The organism is Chryseobacterium sp. G0162 (assembly GCF_003815715.1).
Classification (GTDB): Bacteria; Bacteroidota; Bacteroidia; order Flavobacteriales; family Weeksellaceae; genus Chryseobacterium.
The window spans coordinates 1,264,468-1,280,653 of the sequence record NZ_CP033922.1 but is presented as its reverse complement, the minus strand read 5'-3'; the positions used below and the strand labels follow the sequence as shown (position 1 = coordinate 1,280,653).

Annotated in this window: 12 protein-coding genes and 7 tRNA genes; 7 read left to right on the top strand and 12 right to left on the bottom strand. The window is 35.1% G+C overall.

Translation table 11 applies throughout. The features are described 5' to 3' along the window. Nucleotides 1-400 precede the first annotated feature (400 nt). Nucleotides 401-1,459 (top strand): serine hydrolase domain-containing protein, encoded by a 1,059-nt coding sequence (locus tag EG344_RS05945; RefSeq protein ID WP_123908692.1) that lies wholly within the window; start codon nucleotides 401-403, stop codon nucleotides 1,457-1,459. Nucleotides 1,460-1,576: 117 nt separating this feature from the next. Here EG344_RS05945 and EG344_RS05940 read toward each other — a convergent pair whose 3' ends face one another. From EG344_RS05940 to EG344_RS05920, 5 genes are all read right to left on the bottom strand, one after another. Beyond that, a complete protein-coding gene (locus EG344_RS05940; RefSeq protein ID WP_123908691.1) occupies nucleotides 1,577-2,401 on the bottom strand; it encodes a 5'-nucleotidase, lipoprotein e(P4) family in 825 nt (274 codons plus the stop codon). 211 nt (nucleotides 2,402-2,612) lie between these two features. Continuing rightward, nucleotides 2,613-2,686, bottom strand: a tRNA-Arg gene (locus tag EG344_RS05935). Between the two features lie 12 nt (nucleotides 2,687-2,698). Continuing rightward, nucleotides 2,699-2,773 (bottom strand) — tRNA-Pro (locus EG344_RS05930). Between the two features lie 107 nt (nucleotides 2,774-2,880). Then, nucleotides 2,881-2,954, bottom strand: a tRNA-Arg gene (locus EG344_RS05925). 11 nt (nucleotides 2,955-2,965) lie between these two features. Next, a tRNA-Pro gene (locus EG344_RS05920) sits at nucleotides 2,966-3,040 on the bottom strand. 809 nt (nucleotides 3,041-3,849) lie between these two features. Between EG344_RS05920 and EG344_RS05915 the strand changes: the two genes are divergently transcribed. Both EG344_RS05915 and EG344_RS05910 read left to right on the top strand, forming a co-directional pair. After that, nucleotides 3,850-4,356 carry a thermonuclease family protein gene (locus tag EG344_RS05915; RefSeq protein ID WP_228412863.1) on the top strand — a complete coding sequence of 169 codons (507 nt, stop codon included), beginning with the start codon at nucleotides 3,850-3,852 and terminating at the stop codon, nucleotides 4,354-4,356. 148 nt (nucleotides 4,357-4,504) lie between these two features. Then, complete coding sequence (locus tag EG344_RS05910; RefSeq protein ID WP_123908689.1) at nucleotides 4,505-5,788, top strand: hypothetical protein; 1,284 nt, start codon at nucleotides 4,505-4,507, stop codon at nucleotides 5,786-5,788. A 709-nt stretch (nucleotides 5,789-6,497) separates the two neighbouring features. Here the strand turns inward: EG344_RS05910 and EG344_RS05905 are convergent. The 3 genes from EG344_RS05905 to EG344_RS05895 all read right to left on the bottom strand — a co-directional run bounded on the left by EG344_RS05905 (nucleotide 6,498) and on the right by EG344_RS05895 (nucleotide 6,786). Continuing rightward, nucleotides 6,498-6,571: transfer RNA gene (locus tag EG344_RS05905), tRNA-Arg, on the bottom strand. Between the two features lie 41 nt (nucleotides 6,572-6,612). Then, nucleotides 6,613-6,687 (bottom strand) — tRNA-Pro (locus tag EG344_RS05900). A gap of 14 nt (nucleotides 6,688-6,701) precedes the next feature. Next, nucleotides 6,702-6,786, bottom strand: a tRNA-Ser gene (locus EG344_RS05895). A 135-nt stretch (nucleotides 6,787-6,921) separates the two neighbouring features. Here EG344_RS05895 and EG344_RS05890 point away from each other — a divergent pair. From EG344_RS05890 to EG344_RS05875, 4 genes are all read left to right on the top strand, one after another. Beyond that, on the top strand, nucleotides 6,922-7,947 hold the full coding sequence (locus EG344_RS05890) for an N-acetylmuramoyl-L-alanine amidase (protein WP_123908688.1): 1,026 nt from the start codon (nucleotides 6,922-6,924) through the stop codon (nucleotides 7,945-7,947). Nucleotides 7,948-8,019: 72 nt separating this feature from the next. Then, a complete protein-coding gene (gene aspA / locus EG344_RS05885) occupies nucleotides 8,020-9,420 on the top strand; it encodes an aspartate ammonia-lyase (RefSeq protein WP_123908687.1) in 1,401 nt (466 codons plus the stop codon). 77 nt (nucleotides 9,421-9,497) lie between these two features. After that, a complete protein-coding gene (locus EG344_RS05880; RefSeq protein ID WP_123908686.1) occupies nucleotides 9,498-10,352 on the top strand; it encodes a glycosyltransferase in 855 nt (284 codons plus the stop codon). Between the two features lie 108 nt (nucleotides 10,353-10,460). Further along, entirely contained in the window at nucleotides 10,461-11,507 is a 1,047-nt protein-coding gene (locus EG344_RS05875; protein ID WP_123908685.1) for a hypothetical protein, read from the top strand. A 35-nt stretch (nucleotides 11,508-11,542) separates the two neighbouring features. On the opposite strand, the gene EG344_RS05870 is transcribed toward EG344_RS05875, so the two are convergent. The 4 genes from EG344_RS05870 to EG344_RS05855 all read right to left on the bottom strand — a co-directional run bounded on the left by EG344_RS05870 (nucleotide 11,543) and on the right by EG344_RS05855 (nucleotide 16,169). Beyond that, entirely contained in the window at nucleotides 11,543-13,021 is a 1,479-nt protein-coding gene (locus tag EG344_RS05870) for a lipopolysaccharide biosynthesis protein (RefSeq protein ID WP_123908684.1), read from the bottom strand. Nucleotides 13,022-13,030: 9 nt separating this feature from the next. Then, complete coding sequence (locus EG344_RS05865) at nucleotides 13,031-13,825, bottom strand: FkbM family methyltransferase (RefSeq protein ID WP_123908683.1); 795 nt, start codon at nucleotides 13,823-13,825, stop codon at nucleotides 13,031-13,033. A gap of 335 nt (nucleotides 13,826-14,160) precedes the next feature. After that, nucleotides 14,161-14,829 carry a DUF2461 domain-containing protein gene (locus EG344_RS05860; protein WP_123908682.1) on the bottom strand — a complete coding sequence of 223 codons (669 nt, stop codon included), beginning with the start codon at nucleotides 14,827-14,829 and terminating at the stop codon, nucleotides 14,161-14,163. Between the two features lie 110 nt (nucleotides 14,830-14,939). Next, a complete protein-coding gene (locus EG344_RS05855; protein WP_123908681.1) occupies nucleotides 14,940-16,169 on the bottom strand; it encodes an ABC transporter permease in 1,230 nt (409 codons plus the stop codon). Nucleotides 16,170-16,186 lie beyond the last annotated feature (17 nt).

The following is a 16,186-nucleotide window of genomic DNA, read 5'->3' as shown; positions in this document are numbered from 1 at the left end:
TTTTTGCTGTGAAGCGTATGAGATGATCCGTTCTTATCAACCATCAATTAAAGTCGGTTATTTTTACAGTTTTGTAAATATATATTGAATCGAGTATGCTATGGTTATTTTAAAAGATGCTATAAAAAAGCAAAGTAACAATTCTTGAATTTCTCTATGAAGTAGGTTTTAATTCAAAGCTTTTCTTTAATACTGCCTTTAAAAAAATACGGGAAATACATTTTTTTTATTTTTAATGTATTGTTTATTAGTGTCTTGTAATTACTCGTACTTGGTTTTGAAAGTATTTGTACTCATTTTTTTTAACAAAAAAGATCAAGTACGTTTATTCGGTCGTATAAGGTTTTTCTATTTTTCAAATTTGTATCGAAATAAATATTTAACCTTAAAAAACGATACAATGAAAACTTCATTCACATTTTTCGCAGTACTATTATTCATCAGCAGCTTTTCTTTTGGACAAGATTTCACCCAAAAAATTGATTCCATCGTAAAAGACAATTATCAAAAAAATCCGGAGGTAGGAATCAGTGTTGGCTTTATCAATAATAATAAAGAATATTATACAGCTTATGGAAAACTGAGTAAAGAAAGTAATGTAGATATTAACAAAAATTCACTATTTGAAATTGCTTCTATTACTAAAATACTGACTTCAAACTTAATTGCACAAGCTGTTCTGGATCATAAACTAAAACTGGATGATTATATGGATCGTTATCTTCCAAAAGGATATGCTTTAAATCAAAATATCAAGAATAAGATCAAAATTTCAGACTTAGCTTCTCATCAGTCCGGACTACCTGATATAGATTTTGCCAAATTAATAGAACAAAATCCGCAGCAGCCTGTAAGTACCATTACTGAACAATCATTAACCTCTATGATTAATAGCTGTACAGAGCTTATTGACTATGGAAAATACCGTTATTCTACCATTGGGTATACTTTACTTGGGCAAATATTAGAAAAAGTATATGGAAAGACTTACGATGAGATCATTCATGAAAAAATAATAAATCCTTTAAAAATGAACCGTACATTCACAAAAGAATTTAATGTAAAAAACAAAACAACAGGTTATAATCCTAGTGGAGGTGCTCAGGAGTTTTTTAATTGGAATGTTACAGCATCAGCGGGATTGATAAAATCAGATGCTTCTGATATGGTAACCTATTTAAAAGCAATTCTGACTAAAGGAAATCCAATATCTGAAGCGGGCTTAATCACAGAAAAAATTTATTACAAAGATGAAAAGAGAGAAATGGGACTAGGACTTAACATGAGTACTGATGAACAGAATACAATCTATCTGAAGTCTGGAGATTCTATGGGGCAATCATCCATCATTTGCTACAACAGAGCCAAAAAATGGGGAATTATCATTCTCTTAACCCAAAGAAATTCAAAAATGAGACAGAATCTGCTGAACGAAATCTATGAGAAAGTTCTAAAATAAATTGGATTAGAAAATAAAAATTATTAAAAATAAAACCCCTCACAGTTTTTGTTGTGAGGGGGTTAAAATTTTGATCCTATACCTATTTTGTCAGGAGTATAATATTTATAGAATGTATTAAGGAGCTGCCTTTACAGCGTTATACATCATTGAATCTTTTTGCTGAGGGGCGTAATCATACTTGTATTGATAAAAAGAAGATTCCCAATCTCCATATCCGACATTAGGAATAATAATGAATTTTTTGCCAAACTCATTTGCTGAATTTTTCACCGCAGCTGAGCGTTCCGTTTCTGATTTTTTATCAAATAGGTTAGAGAAATCGGCGAGATTATCACCCAGCAGGAGTACAATATTGTAATTTTTGGCAATATCCAAACGTCTGGCTTCCTTACTGCTTTCTTTAGATCGAAGAATAAGATGAGCTTCACTTTGAATAGGGTAATTGTATTTTTTCAGGTTTTTCAAAGTTCCTGCACGTTCCTGTTCCACGCGATTGGTAACATAGAATACCTGCACTCCTTTACTGGCGGCATACTGATAAAACTCCTGGGAACCGGTAAGGGGTGTTGCGATGCCTTTGGCAGTCCATTCCTCCCATGTTTTTTGATCGTAATCTTTTCCCATTTTTGAACGCTCAACAGCATAATAGGAATTATCTAAAAAGGTTTCGTCAATATCTGAAACAATAGCTAATGGCTTATCCGGTTTTTGTGCTAAGGCTTCATCCAGACGAAGTTTTGCGATATTGTAGGCTTGAAGACATAGTGCTTCATATTCTGCAGCCCTTTGCTGATAAAAAGCAGCATATATTTTACCGTCACGTCCAAGATTTTGATAAGGTACATTCTGCACAGAAGCCTGTGAAACTGGAGATGCTGTTTTACACGACAAAGTCAAAGCAAAGAAACAGCTTGCGATAATGAACTTGAAATTTTTCATTGAATTAAAATAGAGAGCACAAAATTATAACAATTTGAATTTTATGACAACTATTTTCGAGGTTTATAGTTTATTTGAATCCATGAAATGTCTGAACAAAGTCTGAATGTTTTCAGACATTTTTCAGATTATTGTGGAAATATCAGAATAGCAATCTAAAATAGATCATCAGAAAACAAAAAAAGTCTCTGAAACAGAGACTTTTATAAAGTGAGCGCGAAAGGATTCGAACCTTTGACCGTCTGCTTAGAAGGCAGATGCTCTATCCAGCTGAGCTACGCACCCTTTGAAAAAAAGTCGGGGCGGCAGGATTCGAACCTGCGACCTCCTGGTCCCAAACCAGGCGCGATGACCGGACTACGCTACGCCCCGATAAGGTCATCTTTAATGAATTTTACTTCATTGTTTTAATTTTAAAAAAACAAGATGCTTTCAAAAATTAAAATAAATAAACTTACATCAATCAGTAAGTCTTTTTGTGAGCGCGAAAGGATTCGAACCTTTGACCGTCTGCTTAGAAGGCAGATGCTCTATCCAGCTGAGCTACGCACCCTTTGAAAAAAGTCGGGGCGGCAGGATTCGAACCTGCGACCTCCTGGTCCCAAACCAGGCGCGATGACCGGACTACGCTACGCCCCGATTAAAGGTCATCATTAACGAATTTTACTTCGTTTTTGCGGTTGCAAAGGTACAATACTTTTTGAAATAAAAAAATAAATTAAAGGATAATTTTTAATTAAATTTTGGAGAAACTTTTTTGTTAACTTTACTTGATTAATAACCATGGATTTAGATTATCAGAGGAATTTTACATTTTTTTATGGTTCAATAGCAGATCCACAAATTTTGCCATCACAATTTTTAAAATTTAAAAATACAAGAACTCATGATTTTCATAAAATAGACCTTCCCATTCTTGAAAAAACATATAAAATGGTGACATGAACTATGAGATTTATAAAGAAGCAGAAGGAATAAATTGATGTCATTACTTTGTATACGCACTTGAGCATCTCTACACTGATGAAACTCATACAGCCTGTATATTGGGTATTTTGAAGATATAGAAATGTTCGAAAAAGCAAAAGCATTAATTCTCCCTGGGTTTAGAACCTATCCTGATGATTTTACAGTGGGAAGGTTTACTTTAAACAATTTGTGATGGATTTCTGGATTTTAAATTTATAAAAATGTGAAAATATTTCAGTTAGGATGCAGGTAGATGGTATTGTTAAATATGGATATAGTATAGATTCCAATTATAAAAGCATTCACGAAATAAAGAAAAAAGGAAAATAGATGGAGATATTATTAAGTAATAAGGATTTAAGAATAAGTTATATAAGGTTAACGAGAAATGAAAATATAATTAAAGATAAATAAGATAGTGTCCTTCTTTATCCAGATCCTTTAATCCTTATATTTGCCCCATGAAACGATTAATGTTGATGAGCATACTTTTCCCGGCCATCCTGTTTTCACAAACAAGCGGAAAAGTAATCAAAATCTCAGATGGAGATACAATTACAGTACTTTTAAAAGGCAATACCCAAAAGAAACTTAGATTGGCGGAAGTAGATTGTCCGGAAAATGGACAGGCTTTCGGAAAAAATGCCAAACAATTCACCTCTGAGCAGGTGTTTGGAAAAACGATTACGTTTAAAGAGACCAGTACGGACCGTTATGGACGTTCCATTGCCAAAATTTATTATGATAATGATAAATACCTTTCCAAAGAAGTGATAAAGGCTGGAATGGGATGGTGGTACTTTTCTTATTCTAAAGATGATTCTCTAGGAAAGCTACAGGAAAAGGCTCAACAGAAGAAAATTGGTCTTTGGCAGGATGTTCATGCTGTTGCTCCCTGGGAATACAGAAAAATGAGACGGGAACAATCGAAAAATAAGAAAATGGAAGCATCTAAAATTCAATTGAAAACGAAAAAAGATGCTTGAAAATAGGGAAGAGCCTTAGATTATTTCTAAGGCTTTTTTTTGTTCTTAAAATTATCAGAATAAAATAAGAGGTGTAATTTATTATATTTGTGATACAGACACTTACAATAAACGCAATAAATAGTCTGTGCAATTAAAGAACTTAACTATGAAGCAGACTGCTACTTTTATACTATTGTTCTCTCTGTTCGGACACTATCTAACGGGACAAAAAAATGATAGTATTTCCATTTTTTATAATGAGTTTAAAATCGAATCTAAAAGAAATATTGAACTTTGGAATAAAGATCTCTATGGTCCTCTCCTTTTAATTGATCCAAAGACAAGAGAAATTTTTGCCAATGAGGCTGATGAAAATGATATTTTAAAGGCTAATGGCACTATTTATACCGGAGTTTTGCCTGAGAAAATTAATATTGCCAATACGGCTGTGAACTGGAATGGAAAAAGATGGGCAATGATGATGCTTCCACTTCCTAAAAATAAATACAATAGAATGGGTTTGCTGGCTCATGAGTCATTTCATCGCATACAACCCTCATTAGGTTTTGAACTAAACAATGTTGAAAATAACCACCTGGATCAGAAAGAAGGTAGGATTTATCTTCGTTTAGAACTGGAAGCTTTGAAAAAAGCGTTGAAATCTGCTTCAAAAAAAGAATTACAGGAACATCTTACGAATGCACTCACTTTCAGGAAATTCAGACATAGTCTTTACAAAGGTTCAGGTTCAAATGAAAATCTTCTGGAACTCAATGAAGGAATTGCGGAGTTTACAGGGGTAATAGTAAGTGGTAGGGATAAGACGCAGACAGCTGCTTTTTTAGTTGATGGAATTAATGATTTTTTTAAGAATGCAACGTTTGTACGATCATTTGCTTATCACACAGTACCTGTTTATGGGTATTTACTCTATAATAAAGATAAAGAATGGAATAAAAAAATCACGGCAAAAACAGATCTTACCAACTATTTTATCAAAGTATTCAATAGTAAAGTTGCTGGTGATTTAGATGAGGTTGTTAAAAGATTAGCTGAGGATTACAATGGCTCAGCAATAACTGAGGAAGAAACAAAAAGAGAAGAGAAAACAAAAAAACTCATTGCTGAATATAAAACCAAATTTATAGAGAATCCCCATTTTGAAATAAAATTTGAAAAGATGAATGTCTCTTTCGATCCAAGAAATATAATACCGATTGAAGATAAAGGAACAGTATATCCCAATATCAGGGTTACTGATAAATGGGGAATTCTGACCGTTGAAAATGGAGCATTAATGAGTTCAAACTGGGATAAGATTTCGATATCGATTCCTGCTAAAACAGAAGGTAGAAAGATATCAGGTGATGGCTGGACTCTTGAACTGACTGATGGATATGGAATAAAGAAAAATGAAACTGATGGAAATTATGTGCTGGTTAAAAAATAGCCAGACATCATAAGTGAAAAATAGAATATAATAATCAGGTGGTATTGTTGAATAATAAAAGCCTTACAATTCAAATTGTAAGGCTTTTGTTGTTTATAAATATTAAGATTTATATTTTACAAGTCATTTGGGTTTGGGAACGGACCACATAAGCATAGTCCGTTAGGGTCACAACCTCCTTGTTCAAAACCTTGCTCCTTACATAAATCTCTACAAAATCGTGGAATACATTGATTTGGTAAGGTTCCTCCTAAAATAGTTTTCAATTCATTTCTCTTTAGAGCACTGTGTTGTTTTTTGAATGTTTTCACGGTAATTGTTTTTTTATAGGTTAGTGAACCAAATATATAAAAATATCCTTTATGAGTGAAAAAATGTTTATGATAAAATTATGATTAAAAACTTTAAAGATAGAACTTAGATGATAACCTCTGTTGCGAGTGTGAAATGTTGATTCTATCGACTATTTGCTTAGAGAAGAGATAGGGCTTCTTGTTAGGTTTAGTTTAGAATTAAGCTGACTGTGAATAAATTATTGGAAAATCAATATATTCATAATATAAACAGAAAATGAGGTTTTGTAATCGCAGAAGGATTCGAACCTTTAACCGGATTAAAAAATAGGAATGTTTTATCCTTGATAATCTAAGCTTTAAAATAAAGAATGGTAATAAAACAAAAAACCTCACCATAAAATGATGAGGTTTTGTGAGCGCGAAAGGATTCGAACCTTTGACCGTCTGCTTAGAAGGCAGATGCTCTATCCAGCTGAGCTACGCACCCTTAGAAGTTGATTCTCGCTTATAATAAGCACATTAAAAAAGTCGGGGCGGCAGGATTCGAACCTGCGACCTCCTGGTCCCAAACCAGGCGCGATGACCGGACTACGCTACGCCCCGAGATATATAGAGTGCGGAGGGTAAGGGATTCGAACCCTTGCGACACTTTCGCGTCGACAGTTTAGCAAACTGCTCCATTAACCACTCTGGCAACCCTCCTTTTTGTTTATTTTTTAATGATCGTTGTTCCGTTATTGCGAGTGCAAATATAGAATAGATTTCTTTATTTACCAAATAAATTTCAAGAATTTTTTGTGTATTTTTGAGCTAATAAATTGATAAAAAACCAAACTGATGCGTAAAACATTATATATCATCGGATTAAGCACTTTAGTTTTTTCATGTACTTCTCAGAAAAATGTGAAAAAAAATACCTACCAACCGAAAACCCCCGTGGCACAGCCAAAAACAGCAGTAAAGACCCCAACTCCTGAAGCTCCAAAACCAAAAGTTGTAAGTGATCATGGAGTAGACTTTTTTACTACTAATATAGCAGACCCAGCAAAAAATGATAATACGGCAAGTTATGGTTCTATTGTCTCGGCAAAACCTGCAGGATATAAAGTCGTAAAAACTTATTTCCCTGCCATGGCACAGAACTTCAGACAACGTTATCTGATCATGCATTATACAGTGCTTCCTGATGACAAGTCTATTACCGTTCTTACCCAGCCGGGAGTAAGTGCCCATTACCTGGTAAACAATACAGGAGATAATGAAATCTACCAATTGGTAGATGAGAATAAGCGTGCCTATCATGCAGGAGTAAGCTCATGGAGAGCTGATAAGAATCTTAATGATACTTCTATAGGAATAGAAATTGTGAATCCTGGCTTTACTACGGATGCTACAGGGAAAAGGATTTTTGTTCCTTTCAGTGATGCACAGGTAAGAAAAGTGGCAGCATTGGCAAAAGATATTGTAACAAGATATCAGATTCCGGCAACCAATGTTATTGGTCATGCAGATATTGCTCCTACAAGAAAACAAGATCCGGGACCCATGTTCCCATGGAAAAAATTATATGACGAATACCAGATAGGAATGTGGTATGATGAGGCAGCAAAACAAAACTACTTCGAGCTTGCGCAAACAGAACTTCCGGCAAAGTATAGTGATACGGTCTTTATTTTCACTATACAGACTGCATTACAAAAATTCGGATATGGAATAGAATTGAGCGGAAAATGGGATGATGCTACTAAGAAGACTATTGAAGCATTTCAGTATCATTTCCGCCCACAAAATTATGACGGAATTATGGATGCCGAAACATGGGCAATATTACAAGCTTTAAATGTAAAATATTCAGTAAAATAATTCAAATTAAAGCGCATCGGATCGATGCGTTTTTGCTATCTTTAAACGATCAAAAACAGTAAAATATCTGTAATGGAAAATTTCAGAAAAGAAAGTGATCTATTAGGCGAACTGAACGTGCCTTTAGATGCTTATTATGGAGTGCAGACGCAAAGAGCAATCAACAACTTCAAAATTTCGGGACAGCTTTTGTCTTCATATCCGGATTTTATCAAAGGACTGGCTTTCGTAAAAAAAGCTGCCGCAAAAACCAATTATGAATTAGGACTTCTTGATGAAAGCCTATATTTCAAAATAGCAGAAGCATGTGATGAGATTGTAGCAGGGAAATATCATGACCAGTTTCCGGTAGATATGATCCAGGGAGGAGCAGGAACTTCAATCAACATGAATGCGAATGAAGTAATTGCCAATGTAGTATTGGAAAAATTAGGGAAAAATAAAGGAGAATACGAATTCTGTTCACCTAACGACCATATCAACCTTTCGCAATCAACGAACGATGCTTATCCTACAGCCATCAAAATGGGGCTGTTGCAGATGAATATCGGTTTGGTAGAAAGATTGGAGAAAATCATAGCTGCTTTCCGTACAAAAGGGCAGGAGTTCCATGATGTTATTAAAATGGGACGTACTCAGCTTCAGGATGCTGTTCCTATGACATTAGGCCAGGAATTCGAAGCTTATGCTGCTACCTTGGAAGAAGATATTTCCAAACTAAACAATAATGCAGATCTTTTCGTAGAAGTAAATATGGGAGCTACAGCCATCGGGACAGGGTTAAATGCTCCGGTTGGGTATGCTACACTTTGTGCTAAAAATTTAGCTCAGATCACAGGGTTTCCTATTATTTCTGCACCTAACCTGGTAGAAGCTACACCGGATACAGGATCTTATGTGATTTATTCTTCAGCTATGAAGCGTCTGGCGGTAAAATTATCAAAAATCTGTAATGATTTAAGATTACTTTCATCAGGACCAAGAGCGGGACTTTTTGAAATCAACCTTCCGCCAATGCAGCCTGGTTCATCTATTATGCCGGGTAAAGTAAATCCTGTTATCCCGGAAGTGGTGAATCAGGTTTGCTTCAAAGTAATTGGAAACGATTTAACGGTAACGTTTGCAGCAGAAGCAGGACAGCTACAGCTTAATGTAATGGAACCGGTTCTTTCTCATGCAATCATGGAAAATATCAATTTCCTTTGCAATGCATTGGATACCCTTCGTGATAAGTGTGTAGTAGGAATTACAGCCAACAAAGAAGTATGCCTGAATATGGTAAAACACAGCATCGGAATTGTAACGGCATTGAATCCTTATATCGGTTATAAACAATCTACACAGATTGCAAAAGAAGCATTGGAGACTGGGAAAAGCGTATACAATCTTGTTTTAGAGAAAGGGATCCTTTCTCAGGAAAAGCTGGATGAAATCCTTGATCCGAAAAACATGCTGATGCCACACAACAAATAATATAAAAACAATCAATAAGTGATAAGTGATGGTTTTCATCATTTATCACTTATCATTCATTACTTATAAATTACTCCGTGAGGTTTTTAATTATTATTCCTGCCCATAACGAAGAGCAGAACCTCTCCTTCACTCTGGACTCCTTACAGCAGCAAAGTAGTAAGGATTTTAAAGTGGTAGTCGTTAATGACGGTTCCACAGACGGTACTTCTGATGTTATCAGAAAATATACTGCACCTGATTCCCGTTTTGAAACCATTAATCTTCAAAAATCAGAACATCAACCCGGTTCAAAAGTAGTTCATGCTTTCAAAAAAGGTTTGCAGACACAGTCAGTAGATGATTTCCATATCATTTGTAAATTTGATGCCGATATTATTCTTCCTGAAAATTATCTGGAAACTGTAGAAAAAGCTTTTAATAACAATCCCGAATACGGATTGGTAGGAGGGTTGCTCTACGTAGAAAAAGATGGAAACTGGGTATATGAAGGGAATTCTAATAAGCATCATGTAAGAGGCCCTATGAAGGCTTACCGGAAAGAATGTTTTGTTCAGATGGGAGGCTTAAGGGAAACATTAGGCTGGGATAATATAGATTCTATTCTATTGGAGCATTTAGGCTGGAAAGAAGTTGTCTTACCTGAACTTCATGTAAAGCTTATTAAAGTAAAAGGAGCGGATTATACCATAAGACCAGCCGATTATTACGGGCGTTATTTCTATTTTTTAGGATTGAACAGATTTCTGGCTTATATTGCCTCATTAAAGGAAGCAATGAAAAGCAAATCTCCATCATTTTTCTTTGATATTGTGAAATCCTATGAAGGTTGTAAGGCTAAAAAACTGGAACTTAAAATTTCAAAAGAAGAACAAAAAGCCGTTAACGATCAACGCTGGAAAATGCTGAAGAAAAAATGGCTGAAAATGTAATGCTGTAAACCAATATAAACATCAATAGAAACGGACTTTAGTCCGTTTAATACAAAATAAAAATTCAACCGGCTTTAGCCAAAAATTAAAAATAATTCCAATCGGTCAGTGAAAAAAATAGCCTACATAGAAATAGATACCCACGCAGAAATAGTACAGGCTTTCATGAATGTCATGGAGGGATCTCAGAATTTCAGTGTAGATTATTATTTTTCCAAAAGGATCAAGGATCAGATCCGTGAGACCGGATCAAAGGTTTTTCTGTCGGATAGTTCTATGATTTTAGATCAGCTGAAGACCAGAGAATATGATTTGGTTATTATCGGAACTGTTCATCGTTTTTTCAATACATTTTTAGCGATAACAAAAAAATACAATACGGCTGTTATTACTCATAATCTCAATTTTACCAGAGCCTCAAAACTTGATTTAATAACAAATGTATTCAAAGGTGATGTCATCTACAGACTAAAACTATGGTGGAAAGAAGGATTATTGTATGCTGGTAAAGTGTATCAGCAATCAAAATCTCTGATAGTACTGGATGAAGCGCTGATCTCTGACAGGCATCAGTTTCTGCCTCTTTTTTATGCCAGAGACTATGTGTCATCTGAGAATGAAAGTCTCATGATTGTTATTCCGGGTGGTGTTTCTCAGAAGAGGAGAGATTATGCCCATATTTTTGCAGCCATTCAGAAGATAAGATCGGATCAAAAATGTGAATTTATTTTTCTTGGAAAAGCCCAGAATTATGAATTAAAACAACTTGAACGCCTGTCTTCACACTTGCCGGAGAATATCTCTGTAAACTATTTTCCAGAAAGAGTCTCGTCGGAAGACTTTGAGGCATGGATGCAGAAGGCAGATGTACTTTGGTGTCCGATTCAACAGGAAACGGAATTTTTCAGCATAAAAGAAACGTATGGGAAAACCAAGATGACAGGGAACCTTGGTGATGCTATTGCCTACGGAAAACTGGCTGTTTTCCCCAAAAATTACCCATCAAAACTGAATTTCATTTTTCCCGAAAAAGAAAATATCCTTGAGCAGATGAATGGGCTTATAAACACCCGTTTCGATTTTCAAAAAAATTACGGTAAGTCAGAAGTCCAAAGCAGATTAGAACAGGTATTAAACAGCCTTATTGCTGATTAAATTGGTCTTGTTCTGTTGTTTTTATCTTCTAAGTCTTATTTAAACTTAAAAATACTCTTAATAAACCTCATATTCAGATAATCCTCTATTGGGAAAATCTTTGTAAAGTAGTTTCCAATATAGATTAATAGGAGTACTACAGCAGGTTTGTAGATCAGATTGATGAAGTTGCTGTTGAAATTAGGCAAAACAATGGCTACAGTAATCGCTAAAGTACAAATGATTGAAATGAAGATCATTTCGATACTCAATGGTGAAACTTTGAAAAGAATATAGTTGAATAAGATTTTAACAACATTATAAATCGTAAGGGAAATGGCTGTGGATAAAGCAATTCCGATAAGTTTCAAGTCTGTATTTTTGATGAAATAATAGTTCAGCCCAATCGTTAATCCGGCTAATAAAAGCATCACCAGAATGTTGAATCTGTAATACTTTGAAAGAGAGATGATATTTCCGTTGAATCCTGTGGCTAAGTCAATTAAAACTGCAGATCCCCAGATCCATACAACCGGTTCATATTCTCTGAGCATTACCCCATTTTTTGGCATAAACTGAGTCAGGTAAGGAAACCCGACCATAATGCAGGAAAATAATACCGCTCCCAGAAAATATAACGTTAATGAAGTCTTCTTATGGAACTTATCCAGGCCTTCCATGTCACCATCAGCAAGATGTTTACTGATAATGGGTGCTGAAATATTAAATAAACCCAGCTGTGGAATAGAGATCAATGAAATAAGAGCATATAATACAGAATAAATACCATTTTCTTCCATACCCATAAACTCTCCGATCATAAAGCTATTAATCGCCAGGTAATTTCCAAATGTTCCCAGAAAGCCAAAGAAACTGTAGTTTAGAAATTCTTTCCAGAAATTGTCTTTCTTAAAATAATCTGTACTGATGTCAAAATGGATTTTCTCAAGTTTATTGGTATAATAAATATATCCGAAAAGCATTAAGGTAAACATTCCAAAGAAGAAAGCCAATGCTATATTCTGAGACAGAGAAAAATAAAAGAACAGACAGAATGCTCCCAAATTGGCTATTTTAGGGAATAGATTGTCAAAGATATTAGAAACAACAATCCTTTTATAATTAGAAGTGTATTTATTGAAAATAGCACAGATAGATAAAACTAAAATAAGAGGTAAGATAATTTTTTTAATTTTCCAGGCTTCCGAATGAATGAACTTGGGATAAAAGTAAGGAAGAACAAAAAATATAATGGAAAATATAATGAAGTTAATTAAAACAGTAACAAGCGATAAGGAAAGCATATTCTGATTTTTACCATCTTTCTGTAAAGAATGAAAAAATTTTACATTCGCATAAGAAATTCCAAAAACAACGAAAGGAACAAGCATTTCTGCAGTTTGCATACTGTAGCGGAGTTTTCCATAAAATTCGAAGTCATTGGGAAAGATGAATATTGCAGAAACTGTACCCAGCAAAAAACCAATATAACCGATAATGGAATATTTGAAGCCTTGTCTCGCTACTACGCTCATAAAGTTGTTTTAAGGGTTTTTAGGTATAAAAATAATATTGTTGATGTACTGAGTTTTATTTTTTTCGTCGTTTGTATTTTGTAGCAGAATATTCTCTGTAAGGGTTTCAAGGGTAAAGGTGTTCCTGTTCAGGTACTTTACTTCATATCCCCAGCGTTCCACTTCAGAGATTTCATTCCATATAGGTGTTTGGTGATGCCTTTGTTCCATCTCAACCATTAAAGTAGGCATAAACTGTCTGATGGTTTCTTTAGCTCCCGAAAGAGTCTTTATTTCATTGCCTTCAACATCAATCTTGATAAAATCCAGTCGGTTGAAGTGTTCCAGAGCAGCCCATTCGTCCAGTTTGATAACCTTTACTTTCTCAGTATAGCTTTTCTCTTCGCCTTTTTCTTTGTAGTCCGTATTTAAGGTTCCACGGGAAGCGATGGTTTTTCCGTTGATAATGGGAACTTTGAATTCCGCAATTGTATTTTCGTCAGAAAGTGCCAAAGGAAGTACCCTCATCGTGGGGAATAATCTTTTCAGTCTGGTGTAAAGCTTTTTATTAGGCTCAAAAGCATAAATATGCTCGTGGTCTAATTTATTTTCCAGTTGATATAGGAAAGTTCCTACATTGGCGCCAATGTCCAGTATTACAGCATTTTTTGGAAGGTATTCTTTGATCCATACCAGTTCCGGTTCTACATTGCGTTCCGAAAAATTATCTTTATTAAGATTGTTTAAGGTCTTAAAATATCTTTTCTTATAAAAATCCGGACTTATATATTGTAGTTTTTCTGCAATTTTTTGGTATAAAGACATCCTTAGCTTTTTGACGAACAGCAAAGATAAGCAAAAATGTAAAACTTTTCTTAAAAAATGTTAAATATAATGAATTGATTTTCAGTTGATAGTGTTTGTGTGTTGTTTTGTAAGACCTTGAGCTCTAGTATATTTTGAATTTGTCACATAAACGCCTTGTAGGAGTGTTTTTTACTTTGTAGAATATTTATGCGTAAAAAAACAGAATTTCATAGGTCTATACAGGCATTTTTTAGATACTACAATAGTAAATGCAGTTGCATCTGTGAAAGTCTTAGCCATCTGTAATAAAAAATACAAATGAAATCCAAAAGTTGCTTATTCTTGAACGATTTTTAATCCTGGAAAGGAGTATTCAGGAAATCATTAAAAGGTTTCATTAGTTTGAAAATCTTACTGAGATTTTTCACAGCATTTTTATCTAAAACTTCTTCATCTTTGATGGGGTATACCACAATGAAGTTTTTAAGCTTTAAATATTCCGCCATAGGATCTTCTTTTTCAAAACCCTGAGGCACCTTTTTCAGTTTATCTTCCTGATCTAGTTCAGGAAAGTGTTTTTTGAAATCTTTATGATTTAAAATTTTAAGAAAATCATCGCCATACAAAGAGATTTCCTTCCGTACTTCTTTTAAAACTGAAGATTCAGGCATATATATACCACCGGCCAGAAAAGATTTACCAGGTTCCATATGAAGGTAATATCCGCCTTTCTGATTTCCTTTTCCCATCCCCAGAGAAGCTCCGAAATTAGTTTTGTACGGGGATTTATCTTTCGAAAAGCGGGTGTCACGGTAAATTCTGAAAAGTGATTTTTTACTGTCAATTTTAGCAAGTTCTTCATCAAATCCGGACATTTCTTTAATCAAGCTGTCTAAAAAATCAATGACATTTGACTGAGATTCAGTATACAGATTCTTATTTTCATTAAACCATTCACGGTTGTTATTTTTGGTTAACTTTTTTAGAAAATCAAAGGTTTTAGAAGAAATACTGGCTGACATATTTTGTTGATGTTTATTAATTTTTCTGGTGGCTATATTCTGAATCTCATCATCCCGAAAACTCGAAACCCGTGCCCATACTCCACAACACTATCCAAATTTACATAAAACTATTCATATCTCAATGCTTCAATAGGGTCAAGTTTTGATGCTTTTAAGGCAGGATAATAGCCGAAAAATACTCCGGTGACGGCACAGACAATAAACGAAATAATAATGGATGACTCGGTAATGAAGGTAGGCCATGAAAGAAAAAAAGTAACCAACTCTGAGGAAAGAATCCCGAGGATGACTCCCAATATTCCTCCGGTAATACTGATGAGTACGGCTTCGATCAAAAATTGGTACAGAATGTCTTTTCCTCTGGCTCCAATTGACATCCTTAAACCGATTTCTTTGGTTCTTTCAGTCACAGAAACATACATAATGTTCATAATCCCGATTCCTCCTACAATCAATGAGATTCCGGCAATAGCAGAAAGCAGTACGGTCAGAAGCTGGCTGGTAGAACTCATGGTAGAGATCAGTTCCGCCTGGGTTTTTACACTGAAGTCGTCGTTGCTTCCATCAACGGGAAGCTTGTGCTGTTTTCTTAAAATTTCTGAAACCTGATCCGTAGCCTGTTGTGACGTGTTTGCATTCGTAGAAGCCGCATAAATGGTCTGCACATAAGTAATTCCCAGAAATCTTCTCTGAACTGTATTAAAAGGAGCAAGGATGACATCATCCTGGTCCTGGCCGAAAGCATTGGATCCTTTAGGAGAGAGAATTCCAATAACCTTCATGGGAACTTTATTAAACCTGATAATACTTCCTATCGGGTCTTCTCCGTTGGGGAAGAGATTCGTATAAACCGTCTGTCCAAGCAGGCAGACTTTATTGGCAGAGGAAACATCTTTCTTGCTGAAAAAATTACCACTTGCTACACTCCAATCCCTGATTTGAGAATATTCTTCATTAACACCCTGCAATTGGGTAGGCCAGTTATTGGGTCCGTTGATCGACTGTCCATTGGTTTGTACAGCGGGAGAGACATAAGAAACATCAGGTGCTCCTTTGGAAATAGCGTCAGCATCCTGTGATTTCAGTGTTTGCAATCCGGAGGCTCCTATTCTTGCCCCTCCTGAAACATTCACATTGCTTGAAGGCCGAATCGTAATCATATTGGAACCCATAGAAGAAAGCTGATCGCTGATACTCTTTTTAGAACCTTCGCCAATGGCAGTCATAGCAATTACGGAAGCAACACCAATAATGATCCCAAGCATCGTTAAAAATGCTCGAAGCTTGTTTCTTAAAAGGGCTTTCCAGGCAATTCTGAAGAGGTTTGAGAGGTTCATTGCAATGAGGTTTTAGT